This is a genomic window from Vibrio sp. 10N.286.48.F5, assembly GCF_041469785.1.
In the GTDB taxonomy this organism is placed as follows: Bacteria; Pseudomonadota; Gammaproteobacteria; order Enterobacterales; family Vibrionaceae; genus Vibrio; species Vibrio crassostreae_C.
In genome coordinates this window covers 1-16,419 of sequence record NZ_JBFRLG010000027.1, presented here as the reverse complement: position 1 = coordinate 16,419, position 16,419 = coordinate 1, and the positions used below count along the sequence as shown (strand labels likewise).

Sequence of the window (16,419 nt, the reverse complement as noted above, 5' to 3'; positions counted from 1 at the left end):
TTTTGCGACGCATAGCGCCAAATGCTCTAACACGTAAAAAACTTCTATAAAGTTTGGTTAATGAGTGACAGCTTGCTTATTGAACGTACCTTTAGCGATAAAAAAAGGAGAAGCCTAAGCTTCCCCTTTAGTTTCTGGTGTTTATGTTAATGAAGGTTTAGTTCGAACCGGTATAAACGACTAATACCTTGTCATCTTGGTATTGGCGTTCGAACGCATAGTAGCCCTTGCTGTTACGGATGATGTGCTTACCCTGAGCAACGGCTGGGTGGCGTTGGCGGAATTGGCCAAGCGCTTGCCAGTGTTCTAGCAGCTCTGCACGTTCGCCAGTGATTTGATCCCAAGGCATGTCTGAGCGTGTGCCTTGCATTGGATCAGAACCCGTTGGGCCAAAGTCTCGGGCGATTTCATCGCCGTAATAGATCTGTACCGCACCGGGAGCCAGCATCAACGCGTTTGCAGCTTTGGTTTGTTTTGCAAAGTCACTGCCATGTTGTGTCCAGAATAGCGAGGTGTCGTGAGACGAAAGGTAACTCAGTACGTTGAACTCGCTGTCGTTGTTGATCTTCTCTGCGTATCGAAGGTAATCAGCATCAAGATCGGATAGGCACTTGAGCGCCTTTGGTGCGATATCACTCTGGAATTCAAAGTTGATGATCGAATCAAATCCGTTAGCGAAGTAATCTGATTTGACCACGCTGTGTGCCCATACTTCGCCAGTCATCCAGAAGGGTAAGTCATCCAAGGCCTTGTCTGGGTTGTTCTGTTTCCACTCGGCAAGTGCCTGGTTGGTGCTCTCTTTCAGTTCTGCCCATGCTTCGAGTTCAACGTGTTTAGCGGTATCGACCCTGAAACCATCGACACCATATTCGCGCACCCAATCCGATAACCAAGTGATTAAATGGTTACGAGGTGTTTTGAGTTCATCGGTCGCGCTGGTGGACTTATTGCGATAGAAATTAGGCAGCCCGATTGTCTCTGTCGACTCTGTTTTGAAATCGGGCAGATGCGCCAAAGACATGGTGAGGTTATTGTAGCCCGGAGAGTCATAGGCGCCGATATCGCTGCGTAGCCAAGCTTTGCCCCACCACTTTTCCCACGCTTCTTTGTCGCTGTAAGAGATGTAGTTGTTGAAGTAGTGCCAGTTCTGACCTTTGGCAGGTTGCCAATCTGTCCAGTTTTCGCCAAGTGTTTGTTTGGCTTCTTCGTCAGTTAGGTTGAGCTTACCAAAATCAAACTCTTGCATGTCGGCAAGCGTCGCATAGCCGGTGTGGTTCATTACCACATCCCAAACAACACGAATGCCTTTGCTATGCGCGGTATCGATGAAGGTTTTTAGCTCGTCTTCGGTGCCCATGTTGTCATCGAGCTTGGTCCAATCTTGATGGTAGTAGCCGTGGTAGCCGTAGTGTTTGAAGTCACCTCGATCACCGCCGCCAACCCAGCCGTGGATTTGCTCTAACGGAGACGTTATCCAGATAGCATTAGCACCGAGTGATTCTATGTAATCGAGTTTTTCGGTTAAGCCTGCCAAGTCACCACCGTGGAAGGTGCCGATTTCGTCTTGTCCATCTTGGCTGCGACCGTAACTGTTGTCGTTATCAGGATTACCATTGTGGAAACGGTCAGTCATTACGAAGTAAACCGTGGCGTTATCCCAACTAAAGTCAGCTTTGGTTTCTGGTTCTACTTTCTCAAGCAGCAGAACACCTTGGCTATTTTCTGCTGGCTGCATGGTGACGCTGCCATTCGTTACTGTGACTTGTTTGCCTGAAAGAGCGTCTCTAACCACGGTGCCATCATCAAAGGTTTGAGCAACGTCGATGATGGTTGGTTCGTCACTAGGAACCGGACAAGCAAAGCTTTGTACTTGTTGTTGCTTCGGCTTTATCTGAACGGTCAGTTCATTGGTTTGTGGGTTGAGCATAAACTGATAGGTGTTAGCGCGAAAGATCTTGATATCTAATTCAGACTTCTCGGCGCAGTCGTCTAGGCGAAGGGGTTTATTGAATTTGATGCGGTTTTCTTCAGCCAGCGCATAGTTGGTGCCACAGGTATTTTGAGTATCGCTGATAGAGAAGGTATAGCTACCTTTCGCGAGTTCCTGTTCTGCAATCACGGTGCCTTTACCGGATGATTCGAATACGACAGTGTCGTTATCAATTGTCAGTAATAGGTTGTTGTCACTGGTTTGGCTGCATGCGCTGAGTGCGAGTATTGAAAGCGCGAGTACTGTTTTTTTCATTGTTCCCTTCCCCTGAATAAACAGGTCAGTTATAGCAAACAATGCCCTCTACAGTCTGAGTGCTGTTTCATTCAGTTAATCAATAAGACCTCTACAAACAAATGCTTGGTTCACAAAAACAAAAAGGGAAGCTTTCGCTTCCCTTTGGGTGTTTACCGTTAATTACTCAGAGTATGACTTAGAGTAATTGTCTCACTTGTGCTTATTTTTGCAGTAGAGAGATGTCAGCAATCTGTAGGAACAGGTTACGTAGGTTGTTCAGTAGCGTTAGACGGTTCTTCTTAAGCGCTTCGTCATCAGCCATAACCATTACGTTATCGAAGAATGCATCAACTGGTTCACGTAGATCAGCAAGCTTGCTTAGGGCTTCTTGGTAGTTACCTGTTGCGAATGCTGGTTCTAGTGCTTCCGTCATTACTTCAACGTTTTCAGCCAGTGCTTTCTCTGCGTCTTCTTGAAGAAGCGTTAGGTCGATTTCAGCTGGTAGCTCGCCATCGAATTTCGCAAGGATATTACCTACACGCTTGTTCGCTGCTGCTAGTGCTTCTGCTGCTTCCAGTTCACGGAAGTGAGAAACCGCTTTAACACGTTGGTCAAAGTCAGCAGGCTTAGTTGGACGACGTGCTAGTACCGCTTGGATGATATCAACGCTGAAACCAGCATCTTGGTACCATGCGCGGAAACGACCTAGCATGAAGTCGATAACGTCAGCTTCTACGTTGTCGTTAGTCAACGAAACTACAGACCTTTTTGTGCCGTCTAGTCTTGTTTCATACTTAGGGAATAGTGACGCTGCTTTTGCAACCAAATCTGCTAAGTCTAGGTTGTAGCCGTTTTCAACGATGATACGTAGTACACCTAGTGATGCACGACGTAGCGCGAATGGGTCAGAACCTTTTGGTGCTTGGCCAATACCGAAGATACCTACGATAGTGTCTAGCTTGTCTGCCATTGCAACTGCTGAAGAGATACCCGTGCTTGGTAGATCGTCACCCGCGAAACGAGGCATGTATTGCTCGTAAAGTGCCAGTGCAACTTGCTCGTCTTCACCGTCGTGAGTCGCGTAGTGCATGCCCATCACACCTTGAGTATCCGTAAATTCGAATACCATAGAGGTCATTAGGTCACACTTAGCCAGTAGGCCAGCACGCTTAGACTTTTCAACGTCAGCATCGATTTGCTCAGCAATGTAGCCTGCAAGCTCTGTGATGCGGTCTGTTTTGTCTTTGATAGTACCCAATTGCTTCTGGAAGATAGCCTGGTCTAGTTCAGCAAGACGGTCGATAAGCGGGCGCTTACGGTCTGTGTTGAAGAAGAATTCAGCATCAGCAAGACGTGGGCGTACCACTTTCTCGTTACCTTCGATAACGTGACGAGGCTCTTTAGACTCGATGTTCGATACGAAGATGAAGTTCGGTAGTAGTTTCTTGTTGTCATCGTAAACAGGGAAGTACTTTTGGTCACCTTTCATGGTGTAAACCAACGCTTCAGAAGGGACTTTTAGGAACTCTTCTTCGAACTTCGCTGTCAGTACTACTGGCCATTCAACCAGAGACGTTACTTCTTCAACAAGGTCATCTTCTAGGTCAGCTGTACCGCCAACCGCAGCTGCCGCTTTTTGCGAATCAGCAAGGATGATCGCTTTACGCGCTTCGTAATCTGCCATTACTTTACCGCGCTCTTCTAGGATCGCAGGGTATTGGTCAGCAGAGTCGATTGTGAACTCTTGTTCGCCCATGAAACGGTGGCCACGGATAGTACGAGCAGATGCTACGCCTAGGATTTCGCCTTCAACAAGCTCATCACCTAGTAGTACTGTCAGTGTTTTTACTGGACGGATAAATTGAATGTCTGAGTTACCCCAGCGCATTGCTTTAGGAATTGGTAGGCCAGCCAGTGCTTTCGCAGCAATGTCCATCACCAATTCTTGAACTGGTTTGCCAGCTACTTCTTGTTTGAAAAGAAGCCACTCGCCTTTGTCTGTTTTCAGACGGTCAGCTTGCTCAACAGTAATACCGTTACCACGAGCCCAACCTTGTGCCGCTTTGGTCGCGTTGCCTTCAGCATCGAATGCCACAGAAACAGCAGGGCCACGTTTCTCAACCACTTTGTCTGCTTGGCCTTCAGCCAGTGCAGTTACTTTAAGTGCTAGACGACGAGGTGCTGCGTACCACTTGATGCCTTCGTGAGAAAGCTCAGCCGTTTTAAGACCTGCTTCAAAGTTAGAAGCAAACGCTTCTGCTAGAGAACGAAGTGCTGTTGGTGGAAGCTCTTCCGTACCCAGTTCAATTAGAAAATTCTTCGCCATGATTATTTACCTTCCTTCTTACACATTGGGAAGCCAAGCGCTTCACGTGACGCGTAGTACGCTTCAGCAACTGATTTAGTCAGGTTGCGGATACGAAGGATGTAACGTTGACGCTCTGTTACAGAGATAGCTTTGCGCGCATCAAGGATGTTGAATGCGTGACCTGCTTTTAGAATGCGCTCGTAAGCTGGAAGCGGCAGTGGCTTCTCAAGCTCAAGTAGCTCTTTACACTCTTTCTCGCACTGGTCGAAGAAAGTGAATAGGAAATCTACGTCTGCGTGCTCGAAGTTGTACGTCGATTGCTCAACTTCGTTTTGGTGGAAGATGTCACCGTAAGTCACGTTAGAACCGTCTGGTGCTACGTTCCATACTAGGTCGTAAACAGAATCTACTTCCTGGATGTACATTGCTAGACGCTCGATACCGTAAGTGATCTCGCCAGTTACTGGCTTACACTCAAGGCCGCCAACCTGTTGGAAGTAAGTAAACTGAGTTACTTCCATGCCGTTTAGCCATACTTCCCAACCAAGGCCCCATGCGCCTAGTGTTGGGTTTTCCCAGTTATCTTCAACGAAGCGAATGTCGTGAACAAGTGGGTCAACACCAAGAACCTCTAGGGAGCCTAGGTACAACTCTTGGATATTGTCTGGCGATGGTTTTAGCGCTACTTGGAATTGGTAGTAGTGCTGCAGACGGTTAGGGTTTTCACCGTAACGGCCATCGGTCGGACGACGAGAAGGTTGAACGTAAGCTGTAGACATTGGCTCTGGGCCAAGTGCTCGTAGACATGTCATTGGGTGAGAGGTGCCTGCACCTACTTCCATATCTAGAGGTTGAACAATGGTACAACCGTTTTGAGCCCAGTAATCCTGCAGCGCGAGGATCATTCCCTGGAAGGTTTTGATATCGTATTTTTGCATAGTCAGGTTCGCGCGATTCTTTTAAATGAATGAGAAAAATAACCTCTGAGTATACCGAGATATTCGTAAAGCGAGTAGGGGTAATCTTGTTTAATTAGTGGTCTAAAATGTCGTTTAGTGGATTTTTTTGCCTTTAATGTTTGTTTTTCGGCACAAGTGGATATTTTGATAAGTTTGACACTTGTGTTTGAAAGCGTGGGTGATTAAAATCTCGCGGTCTTTGGGGAGTAGCTTACTTATTCATATCCTATTGAATGAGTTCGTTCGTCAACATAATTGATGCAAAATCATCATGGCGTTCGAGGCAACCACCACCTTGGTGGCGCTTAGCAAGACCTTAGACAAGCATCGTGAACCGGGATGGGGCGCGAGGTTTGTCTTTGGTTAAATATAATAATCTCCATCCCAAATGAGCATGTCGTGAGCGTTTTAGCAATTTCAATTACAACTGTCGCCTTAGCCGAGATCGGTGATAAGACCCAGTTGCTATCCCTTTTATTAGCCAGTCGATATCGAAAACCGATACCTATCATTGCGGCTATCTTCTTTGCCACCATTGCCAATCATGCCCTTGCTGCATGGCTCGGGGTTGTGGTCGCCGACTATCTTTCACCTGAAGTATTAAAGTGGGTGCTGGTGGTTAGTTTCATCGCTATGGCGGGCTGGATTCTGATTCCGGATAAGTTGGATGACGATGAGCAGATATCAAACCGAGGCCCGTTTGTCGCCAGTTTCATCGCCTTCTTCATTGCTGAGATCGGTGATAAAACCCAAATTGCGACCTCTATTCTAGGGGCTCAATATTCTGATGCATTAACGTGGGTGATTCTGGGTACTACGATCGGTATGCTGCTGGCGAATGTGCCTGTGGTGATCATCGGTAAGCTCTCTGCGGATAAGATGCCGCTTGATCTGATTCGTAAGATCACAGCCTTGCTATTCGTGGGTTTAGCTATCGCTGCTGCTTTCTATTAACAGGTGGTATTGAGTCTTATTATACTCAATCAGTAGAGTAATGTGTTGTAGGTCATACTCTTACAGTATTGTGGGGTTTATCGAGCGAATGGACATATAACTGTCATACTTGTCATGATATTTTAATCTTGTGAGTTAAGAACACGAGGGCATGATTATGTTGACGCGTTATATGGGTATTACTCCACAAAGCCAAAGTTATCTATTTACTTTTGGTCTTGCACTTACACTGTTAGGCATGGTGTTGACGGACATGTGGCTGCCAATGGTCGCGGGTGCCATCATCATGACTGCACTTGCGGTAGAGGCTTGGATTCGGGTCGCGCATATTATTCCGATGCGCAAAGATATCCGAGAAATTCAGCATCAGCTGGAGCATCTGCAAAACAAATCTAGAAGCGAATAAACAAAAAGCCGCTCGTACTCTGAGTTCTGTTTAAGAACATAAGGTACGAGCGGCTTTTTTGATACTTGATAGTCGGTGGGGCGTTACGCCTCCAATCCCTTTCTGATCAAATACTGGTAAGGCAACGTTTCTGTTGCTTGGCCTACCAACTGGTGATCCATGAATCGACAAAAGCTCGGAATATCTCGAGTTGTCGAAGGATCGTCAGCTTTTACCAGTAACACATCGCCATCCTGCATGTTTCTAATTGTCTTCCTGACCATCATTACTGGTTCCGGGCAACGCAGGCCTTCAGCTTCTAAAGTATGGGTTGCCAGTTCAGGTTTGAATGTCATGGTTTGTATCTCTATATCTATCTAACGAGTGAATAATACGTCTGCAGAAAAAATATGCAATAAGTGCTTGGCAAACAGAATCATTTCCTATAACTTAGTTAACAAGTTGATAACAACTTGAAGCAAAGGCAACTAGCTAAGGAGTGGCGATGTTGACAGGATTAGATAGATTAACAATTTATTCGGTTCTCTGTTTTATTTCTTTTTGTGCGTTAGTACTACGCTCATCGACAGAGACCTCACTGATGCCTATTTTTGGCATAGTAGCAACGATTATTGGTATTTGGGTAGAGATGCGCCGTTGGCAAGGCATAGCCGAAGAGCAAGAGCACTAACCCGAATACAGCAAGCGAATTCCGATACGACAACATTCCGACACTATCCCCCAATTTTCTTGGGCTTCCCCGCGTAATTGCGGGATTTTTTTTATCTAAAGCATGCTATAAACAACTTAGTGACTAATGGCAATCGTATACAGCTAGGTAAGTGGCGTGGAATTAGAAGACATCTATCGTAGAGACCTTAATTTATTGGTCGCTTTAAAGGTATTGATTGAAGAGGGCAGCGTAAGCCAGGCCGCGCTTCGTCTTAACTTAAGCCAATCCGCAACCAGTCGAGTATTAGGGCGTTTAAGAGAATTACTAAACGATCCGTTGTTTACACGTCAAGGTCAGCACCTTATTCCTACCAAGAAAGCACTCGAGATCAGTCAGCGTATTGATCAGCCTTTGGAGTCTTTTCGCCAATTGCTGAGTCCGAGTGACTTTGACCCTTACTATTGCAGCGAACGTTTTCTGATCGCTACCACCGATTATGCGATGCAAACCATCTTGCCTTATGCGTTGCCTAAGATTTATGAACAAGCACCCAATATCTCTTTGGAGTTTGCTCCGTTGCAGCATGAGCATTTGTTTAAACAGCTCAGCACCGAACGCGTTGATATGGCGATCTGTCGTCCGAGTGGCAGCATTGCACCACTTCATCAAGAAGTCTTGGGGCCGGTTGGTGTGTCGTGTCTGTTATCTAAAAACCATCCATTAGCCGATCAACCTTTAAGCCTTGCAGACTATGTTTCACTCCCACATGCGATGATTGCGATCAGTGATGGTGTTAAGGCTTTATTGGACAACGCTTTAGCTAATCAACAACCCAGAAAAATGGTACTGCGTGCTTATCACCTTGAAGCGGCATTGGCGATTGTCGATAGAATGCCGTTGGTGATTACTGTGCCTGCTGATTTGGCTTATTTGGTAGCAGAGCGTTATGACTTGGTTGTTAAGCCATTACCATTTGAATTTATGCCGTTTGATTACTCACTGATCTGGCACTCGCGTTGCGATTCTTCTGCTTCACAACAATGGTTAAGAAGAGTGGTAAAAGAAGAGTGTGGTGAGTTGATTCAAAAACGGATTGCGGATGTCGGTTTGGGTTAACCGGATCTGAGTCTGAGTTCACTTGACCCGAATGACAAAAACGCAAAAGGGCTGATAAAAATCAGCCCTTTGTTGTTTTGGGTTATCCAAGCCTAAAGCTGTTGCTTAAGGTTTGATAACTTTATGTTTGAGAGCCTATAGTTTAATGACTACGCGACCAGTGATTTGACCGTTAGTGATGTCTTCTGCTGCTTGAATTGCACCGTCTAAAGACACTTCTTTGGTTGCTTGAGCGTAGAAAGATTCTGGTAGTAGCTCAGCCAGTTGTTCCCACGCTTTAATACGTTTTTCACGAGGGCACATTACAGAATCAACACCTTGTAGGCGAACGTTACGCAGAATGAATGGCATTACCGTGGTTGGTAAGTCAAAACCGCCTGCTAGACCACACATCGCAACCGCACCGTTGTAATCAATTTGCGCCAATACTTTCGCAAGCACTTTGCTGCCTACCGTATCGATAGCGCCAGCCCACAGTTGTTTTTCTAGTGGCTTAGCTGGTTCTTCTAGTTCAGCACGCTCTACAATACGTGTCGCGCCTAGTGATTTAAGTAGTTCACCGTTTACAGAAGCACGGCCAGTCACTGCTGCCACTTTGTAGCCCAGTTGGTTTAGTAGAGTGATAGATACGCTACCTACACCGCCACTTGCGCCGGTAACTAGGATTTCACCGTCTTCAGGCTTGATGCCAGCATCGACAATAGCTTGAACACAAAGCATTGCTGTGAAGCCTGCTGTACCAATCGCCATTACTTTCTTAGCGTCTAGACCTTTAGGCATCGGCACTAACCAGTCACCGTTTAGGTTTGCTTTCTCAGCCATGCCGCCCCAGTGACCTTCACCAACACCCCAACCAGTTAGAACCACTTCGTCGCCTGCTTTGTAGCGAGGGTCATCAGATTGTGAAACCACACCAGAAAGGTCGATACCAGGAACCATAGGGAAGTTGCGAACAATGCGCCCTTTACCTGTAATCGCCAAACCATCTTTGTAGTTCAAAGAAGAGTAGCTAACATCAATCTTCACGTTACCTTCTGGTAATTGAGATTCTTCAATTTGAGAAACTGACGCGATAGTTTTTTTGTCTTCTTGGTTTAGTACAAGTGCTTTAAACATGATCTGCTCCGTGGAGGAATATTAGGAAACTGAAGTAACTTTAGTTGAATCATCCGAGAAAAAATAATGAAACATCAACATTGAATATATGCGTTTTGTGCATAGATGTCAGGGTTGGTTTTTCTCTCGTTGAGTTCGCTGAACACAATCGATGCATTGTTGGATGCCAAGCAATAAAAAGTGCAGCTATATAAATATAGCTGCACAAAAGATTACCCTTCAAATATTACAGTCAGTAAACGCTATGGGCGTTCAAATACCGTTGCAATACCTTGGCCTAAACCAATACACATAGTCGCCAAGCCGTATTTCACGTCTTGTGCTTCCATCAGGTTGATTAGCGTCGTCGAGATACGAGAACCAGAACAGCCTAGTGGGTGACCCAGAGCAATCGCACCGCCGTTAAGGTTTACTTTCTCGTCAACAACATCCAGTAGACCTAAGTCTTTAGCACAAGGTAGAGATTGAGCAGCAAACGCTTCGTTTAACTCAATCACACCCATGTCTTCAATGGTTAGTCCTGCACGTTTAAGTGCTTTTTGGGTTGCTGGTACTGGGCCGTAACCCATGATTGAAGGATCGCAGCCAGCGATAGCCATAGACTTCACGCGAGCGCGAATCTTAAGGCCAAGTGCGTTAGCTTTCTCTTCGCTCATGATAAGCATTGCAGAAGCACCATCAGACAGAGCTGATGAAGTACCTGCTGTTACTGTGCCGTTTGCTGGGTCAAATACCGGACGCAGCTGGGATAAGCCTTCAACTGTTGTCTCTGGGCGAATGACTTCGTCGTAATCCAGAGTGAACAGAGAACCGTCTGCAGCGTGAGCTTCGGTTGGCAGGATTTCATTTTTGAAACGACCTTCAACCGTAGCTGCTTGAGCGCGAGCATGTGATCGTGCTGCGAATGCATCTTGGTCTTCACGGCTAATACCGTGCATTTTGCCTAACATCTCAGCGGTTAGCCCCATCATGCCGGCCGCTTTTGCTACGTGTTTTGACATGCCTGGGTGAAAATCAACACCATGGTTCATTGGTACGTGGCCCATGTGCTCCACACCACCAATCAGGCAGATTTCAGCATCACCAACCATGATAGAGCGAGTTGCATCATGCAAAGCTTGCATAGATGAACCACATAAACGGTTGACTGTTACAGCACCAATCTCAATCGGTAGACCAGCAAGCAAGGCAGCGTTACGTGCAACGTTGAAGCCTTGCTCTAGTGTTTGTTGTACACAACCCCAGTAAATATCTTCAATTTCGACAGGGTTTACTTCTGGGTTGCGCTCTAAAATGCCTTTCATCAAATGTGCAGACAGATCTTCAGCACGAGTGTGACGGAAAGCTCCACCTTTGGAACGTCCCATTGGGGTGCGAAGGCAATCAACAACAACTACATTTTTCATTTTGCTATTCCTTTTCCAAATGTGGGTTACAGAGAACTGGCTTGTTGGCTGTCGTAAAAGCTTTCGCCCTTCGCTGCCATATCAAGCAATAGCTGAGGAACTTGGTACATTGCACCTAAGTCTTGGTAGCCTTTCGCCATTTCAACGAAGTTACCAATGCCCACACTGTCTAAGTAGCGGAATACGCCGCCTCTAAATGGAGGGAAGCCTAAACCGTAAACAAGTGCCATATCCGCTTCTTGCGGTGTCGCGATAATGCCTTCTTCTAGACAAAGCACCACTTCGTTGATCATTGGAATCATCACGCGCTGGATAATTGTTTGGTCATCAAAATCTTGTGGTGCTTGACATACGTCAGCCAAGATAGGAAGAATGTCTTCAGAGAAGGTCTTCTTCGGACGACCACGCTTGTCTACGCTGTATGTGTAGAAACCGCTACCGTTTTTCTGACCGTATTTTTCAGCAACGTAAAGTGCATCAATCGCATCACGACCTTCTTTGCCCATACGCTCTGGGAAACCTTGCGCCATCACAGCTTGTGCGTGGTGTGCAGTGTCTAGGCCTACAACGTCTAGTAAGTAAGCCGGGCCCATTGGCCAACCGAACTTGCGCTCCATCACTTTATCGATCTTAGTGAAATCAGCACCGTCGCGTAGCAACATGCTGAAACCGCCAAAGTAAGGGAAAAGTACACGGTTAACGAAGAAGCCTGGGCAGTCGTTAACAACGATTGGGGATTTACCCATCTTCGCTGCGTAAGCAACCACGCGATTGATGGTCTCTTCTGAAGTATGCTCGCCACGGATGATCTCAACCAAAGGCATGCGGTGTACTGGGTTAAAGAAGTGCATGCCACAGAAGTTTTCAGGGCGTTTTAGAGATTTCGCTAACAGGTTGATCGGAATTGTTGAGGTGTTTGATGTAAGAACTGTATCTTCACCCACGAGACCTTCAACTTCACTCAGCACTGCTGCTTTTACTTTAGGGTTTTCTACAACGGCTTCCACAATCACATCTGACTGTTCAACACCAGCGTAATGCAAGCTTGGAGTGATAGAAGAGAGAATACCTGCCATCTTAAAACCATCTAGGCGACCGCGAGATAGACGCTTATTCAATAGTTTAGACGCTTCATTCATACCAAGATCAAGCGATGCTTGTGCGATGTCTTTCATCATCACTGGCACGCCTTTTAGAGCTGATTGGTAAGCAATACCGCCGCCCATGATACCTGCACCAAGTACGGCTGCACGCTCAGTTGCTTTGTTTGCTGACTTACCCGCTTGTTTCGCTAAGCCTTTGATGTACTGGTCATTCAGGAATAAGCCAACTAATGCTTTTGCTTCTTCCGATTTCGCTAGCTTAACGAAGTGCTTACGTTCGATGTCGAGTGCTGCATCGCGATTGCTGCGTGCTGCTTCTTCAATCGCAATCACAGAAGTAATCGGAGCTGGGTAATGAGGCCCTGCTTTTTGAGCAACTAAGCCCTTCGCCATGGTAAAGCTCATCATCGCTTCGAGTTTGCTTAGTGAAAGCGCTGATGTCTTTTGTTTACGGCGTAGCTGCCAGTCTAATTTTTCATTAGCAGCCAGAGAAACGGTATTGATTGCCGATTCTAGTAACTGGTCTGTTTCAACAATCGCATCTAACAAGCCAACTTTAAGCGCTTCATCTGCACGGCATGCTTTGCCTTGCGTGATAATTTCCATTGCGCTGTCAGCACCGATAACACGAGGTAGGCGTACACAACCACCAAAACCAGGCATGATGCCAAGTTTGGTTTCAGGTAGGCCAATGCTGGTGGTCTTGTCACCGATACGGAAATCGGTAGCGAGTACACATTCACAGCCGCCGCCAAGGGCATGGCCACGCATCATTGAAAGAGTTGGGACAGGAAGGTCTTCGAGCTTGCTGAAGATTGAATTAGCGAATCTTAACCATTCATCAAGTTCTGCTTCTGGCTTAGCAAATAGGCCAAGAAATTCAGTGATGTCTGCGCCTACAATGAACGCGTCTTTGTTTGAAGTTAAGATTAAACCACGTAATCCTGCGTGAGCATTAAGAGCATCTAACGCTTTATCTAGTGATTCTAAAGTAGCAAGGTCGAGTTTGTTTACAGAGGCTGGTGCACAGAAGCTTAATTCCGCAATACCATCTTGTAATTCCTTTACCTGTAGGGTGTTAGCTTGGTAAATCATTGTCTATCTCCATGACATACAATCCACGATTGTTTGAGAGAATCTTGTTATCTTTCTATTATTGTAGAATACCTGGTAAGACCAGTTATCTTAGTCTGTACCTCTGCTTGATTAATTTCAATACATTTTTTAAACAATTGTTTAACATTGTGCGATGGCACAGATCCTCTAACCCTTATTATTCACGCGTGATACACTTCGTCGCTCTTATTAACTAAGTTAACGATATGAATGAACAGCCTTATTTAATACCTTCTGCGTCGGCTCTGTTTGAAGAAGAGATAAAAAAGAGCGTCTTTATTACGCATCTTGCTCATACTCCAAGTGTTGAAGCTGCAAAACAGTTCGTAGAACAGGTGAAAAAAGAGCATTCTTCAGCACGACATAACTGTTGGGGTTTTGTTGCAGGTCGACCTGAAGACTCAATGCTTTGGGGTTTCAGTGATGATGGTGAACCCTCGGGTACAGCGGGTAAGCCTATCTTGGCGCAACTATCGGGCTCTGGTGTCGGTGAATTAACGGCTGTTGTGACGCGCTACTCTGGCGGAATTAAGCTTGGAACCGGCGGTTTGGTTAAGGCTTACGGCGGTGGCGTACAACAAGCTCTCAAGCTGCTTCAAACTATCGAGAAAAAAATAACCACAAAATTACGGCTAGAGTTAGACTATGGCTTTGTGCCGATCGCACAATCCATCATGGCTCAGCATCAGGCTGTTGAGGTCCAAGCGGATTATGGTGTTCAAGTTGAGCTTATTATTGAAATAGAGCTCCTTCAGGTAGATTCGTTTACCCAAACCATGATCAATAAAAGCGGTGCTAAGGCACTGGTAACGAAAGTCAAAGACAACTAGGAAGTGTGAAGCATTTCGCTTCGTTCAATAGCTCATGCAATTTCGCTCAATTATTCGAATCGTCGGATTATTATTAGCACTTTTTAGTGTATCAATGCTTGCTCCTGCGCTCGTCGCACTGATCTATCGAGATGGTGCGGGTGTGCCATTTGTGACGACCTTCTTCGTTCTCTTATTTTGTGGAGCAACTTGCTGGTTTCCAAACCGACGTTATAAGCATGAATTGAAAGCGCGTGATGGCTTTTTGATTGTTGTTCTGTTTTGGACGGTAATCGGTAGTGCGGGTGCGCTGCCGTTTTTGATCGCCGATAACCCCAATGTGTCGGTAACCGATGCTTTCTTCGAATCCTTCTCTGCTTTAACTACGACAGGTGCGACCGTAATTGTCGGCCTCGATGATCTGCCTAAGGCGATTCTTTTTTATCGTCAGTTCCTACAATGGTTTGGTGGTATGGGTATCATCGTATTAGCGGTAGCTATCCTCCCTGTTCTGGGTATCGGTGGTATGCAGTTATATCGTGCTGAAATCCCGGGTCCAGTAAAAGATAGCAAGATGACTCCGCGTATTGCTGAAACGGCAAAAGCGCTTTGGTACATCTACCTGAGCTTAACCATTGCTTGTGCAGTGGCGTTTTGGCTTGCTGGGATGAGCTTCTTTGATGCCATCAGTCATAGCTTCTCTACTATTGCGATTGGTGGCTTCTCGACTCACGATGCGAGCATGGGGTATTTCAATAGCCCTGCGATCAACATGATTACAGTTGTGTTCCTTCTTATATCCGCATGTAACTATTCGCTTCACTTTGCTGCATTTGCTTCAGGTGGTGTGCATCCTAAGTATTATTGGAAAGATCCTGAGTTCCGCGCCTTTATCTTTATTCAAGCAGTACTGTTCTTGGTTTGTTTCTTATTACTGCTCAATCATCACTCTTATGATTCGTACTACGATGCTTTCGACCAAGCCTTGTTCCAAACCGTGTCTATCTCTACGACCGCGGGTTTTACAACGACGGGTTTCTCAGAGTGGCCATTGTTCTTACCCGTACTGCTTTTGTTCTCTTCTTTTATAGGGGGATGTGCAGGTTCTACGGGTGGTGGTATGAAAGTGATTCGAATCTTACTACTTACTCTGCAAGGTGCTCGTGAAATGAAGCGTCTTGTTCACCCACGGGCTGTCTATACCATCAAGGTTGGCGGTTCTGCACTACCACAACGTGTTGTAGATGCGGTCTGGGGCTTCTTCTCTGCATACGCATTAGTGTTTGTGGTTTGTATGCTGGCTCTTATTGCAACTGGTATGGACGAGTTGAGTGCTTTCTCTGCGGTAGCGGCGACATTAAATAACCTTGGCCCGGGCCTTGGTGAAGTCGCGGTGCACTTTGGCGATGTGAACGACAAAGCAAAATGGGTACTTATCGTATCTATGCTGTTTGGCCGATTAGAAATATTCACCTTATTAATCTTATTGACCCCTACGTTTTGGCGTAGCTAAGGACAACATTGTGGCAAAAGCTCTATTTTTGTATTCAAGCCGTGAAGGGCAGACCAAGAAAATCTTGAACTATATAAAAGAAGAAATGAGTGAGTTCGAATGTGAGCTTCAAGATCTGCACACTATTGGCAAGGTGGACTTTGCTCAGTACGACAGAGTGTTGATTGGCGCATCGATTCGTTATGGCCACCTTAATAAGAAGCTATATCAATTTATTGATGCCAACCTTACTCAGTTGCAATCAAGCAAGGTTGCGTTCTTCTGTGTTAACTTAACGGCGCGTAAAGAAGACCAAGGCAAAGATACACCAGAAGGCAGTGCGTATATTAAGAAGTTCCTTACCAAGTCTCCATGGCAGCCGACTTTAATCGGTGTATTTGCAGGTGCCCTCTATTACCCACGTTATAACTGGTTCGATAGAACCATGATCCGCTTTATTATGAATATGACAGGTGGTGAAACGGATACAACGAAGGAAGTTGAGTACACAAACTGGGAAAAAGTATCTTTGTTCACTGAAAAACTGAAGAATATGTAAGATAAAAGCCTACTTTTGAGGCGTTTTGAGTTCTTTTTAATCGAACGAATAAAAAAACGAAAAAAACTTAAAAAAGGGCTTGCCAGTGTGATCGAAATCTCTATAATGCCACCTCGCTGACACGGGATGGCTTCTTAGGAAACCAGAACGAATCAGCAAGCCAAATTAGCCAAGCCAAGCGCTTGAAAAAAGTTTT

The 16,419-nt window shown here is 45.8% G+C and carries 14 protein-coding genes and 1 riboswitch; of the genes, 7 read left to right on the top strand and 7 right to left on the bottom strand.

Translation table 11 applies throughout. From position 1 onward, the window contains the following. Positions 1-157: 157 nt before the first annotated feature. The 3 genes from AB4185_RS14790 to glyQ all read right to left on the bottom strand — a co-directional run bounded on the left by AB4185_RS14790 (position 158) and on the right by glyQ (position 5,473). A complete protein-coding gene (locus tag AB4185_RS14790; RefSeq protein WP_017058813.1) occupies positions 158-2,245 on the bottom strand; it encodes an alpha-amylase in 2,088 nt (695 codons plus the stop codon). A gap of 202 nt (positions 2,246-2,447) precedes the next feature. Further along, the gene (glyS, locus tag AB4185_RS14785; RefSeq protein ID WP_372135611.1) at positions 2,448-4,553 is read right to left on the bottom strand and encodes a glycine--tRNA ligase subunit beta; all 2,106 of its coding nucleotides are present in this window, start codon (positions 4,551-4,553) and stop codon (positions 2,448-2,450) included. Positions 4,554-4,555: 2 nt separating this feature from the next. Then, complete coding sequence (gene glyQ, locus AB4185_RS14780) at positions 4,556-5,473, bottom strand: glycine--tRNA ligase subunit alpha (RefSeq protein ID WP_017058815.1); 918 nt, start codon at positions 5,471-5,473, stop codon at positions 4,556-4,558. A gap of 210 nt (positions 5,474-5,683) precedes the next feature. Next, a riboswitch (yybP-ykoY riboswitch) is annotated at positions 5,684-5,859 on the top strand. Between the two features lie 34 nt (positions 5,860-5,893). Between glyQ and AB4185_RS14775 the strand changes: the two genes are divergently transcribed. Then, complete coding sequence (locus AB4185_RS14775) at positions 5,894-6,448, top strand: TMEM165/GDT1 family protein (protein ID WP_017055491.1); 555 nt, start codon at positions 5,894-5,896, stop codon at positions 6,446-6,448. 151 nt (positions 6,449-6,599) lie between these two features. Then, entirely contained in the window at positions 6,600-6,854 is a 255-nt protein-coding gene (locus AB4185_RS14770) for a hypothetical protein (RefSeq protein ID WP_017058818.1), read from the top strand. 83 nt (positions 6,855-6,937) lie between these two features. Here AB4185_RS14770 and tusA read toward each other — a convergent pair whose 3' ends face one another. Then, on the bottom strand, positions 6,938-7,189 hold the full coding sequence (gene tusA / locus AB4185_RS14765; RefSeq protein ID WP_004736675.1) for a sulfurtransferase TusA: 252 nt from the start codon (positions 7,187-7,189) through the stop codon (positions 6,938-6,940). A gap of 149 nt (positions 7,190-7,338) precedes the next feature. On the opposite strand from tusA, the gene AB4185_RS14760 reads away from it, so the two are divergent. Together AB4185_RS14760 and AB4185_RS14755 are read left to right on the top strand one after the other, a co-directional pair. Further along, positions 7,339-7,524, top strand: a complete 186-nt coding sequence (locus AB4185_RS14760) for a hypothetical protein (protein ID WP_004736674.1) — start codon at positions 7,339-7,341, stop codon at positions 7,522-7,524. 156 nt (positions 7,525-7,680) lie between these two features. Continuing rightward, positions 7,681-8,622 carry a LysR family transcriptional regulator gene (locus tag AB4185_RS14755; protein ID WP_017058819.1) on the top strand — a complete coding sequence of 314 codons (942 nt, stop codon included), beginning with the start codon at positions 7,681-7,683 and terminating at the stop codon, positions 8,620-8,622. Between the two features lie 135 nt (positions 8,623-8,757). On the opposite strand, the gene AB4185_RS14750 is transcribed toward AB4185_RS14755, so the two are convergent. The 3 genes from AB4185_RS14750 to fadB all read right to left on the bottom strand — a co-directional run bounded on the left by AB4185_RS14750 (position 8,758) and on the right by fadB (position 13,342). Beyond that, positions 8,758-9,738, bottom strand: a complete 981-nt coding sequence (locus AB4185_RS14750) for an MDR family oxidoreductase (protein ID WP_372135610.1) — start codon at positions 9,736-9,738, stop codon at positions 8,758-8,760. A gap of 242 nt (positions 9,739-9,980) precedes the next feature. After that, entirely contained in the window at positions 9,981-11,144 is a 1,164-nt protein-coding gene (fadA, locus tag AB4185_RS14745; RefSeq protein WP_017058821.1) for an acetyl-CoA C-acyltransferase FadA, read from the bottom strand. A gap of 26 nt (positions 11,145-11,170) precedes the next feature. After that, on the bottom strand, positions 11,171-13,342 hold the full coding sequence (gene fadB / locus AB4185_RS14740; protein ID WP_372135609.1) for a fatty acid oxidation complex subunit alpha FadB: 2,172 nt from the start codon (positions 13,340-13,342) through the stop codon (positions 11,171-11,173). A gap of 227 nt (positions 13,343-13,569) precedes the next feature. Here fadB and AB4185_RS14735 point away from each other — a divergent pair, with 227 nt between their 5' ends. From AB4185_RS14735 to hemG, 3 genes are read left to right on the top strand one after another with little or no spacing between them, the layout of a single operon-like run. After that, complete coding sequence (locus AB4185_RS14735; RefSeq protein WP_017058823.1) at positions 13,570-14,193, top strand: YigZ family protein; 624 nt, start codon at positions 13,570-13,572, stop codon at positions 14,191-14,193. Positions 14,194-14,227: 34 nt separating this feature from the next. Then, on the top strand, positions 14,228-15,685 hold the full coding sequence (locus tag AB4185_RS14730; protein ID WP_008223210.1) for a TrkH family potassium uptake protein: 1,458 nt from the start codon (positions 14,228-14,230) through the stop codon (positions 15,683-15,685). Positions 15,686-15,695: 10 nt separating this feature from the next. Continuing rightward, entirely contained in the window at positions 15,696-16,223 is a 528-nt protein-coding gene (gene hemG / locus AB4185_RS14725) for a menaquinone-dependent protoporphyrinogen IX dehydrogenase (RefSeq protein ID WP_065584162.1), read from the top strand. Positions 16,224-16,419: the final 196 nt, after the last annotated feature.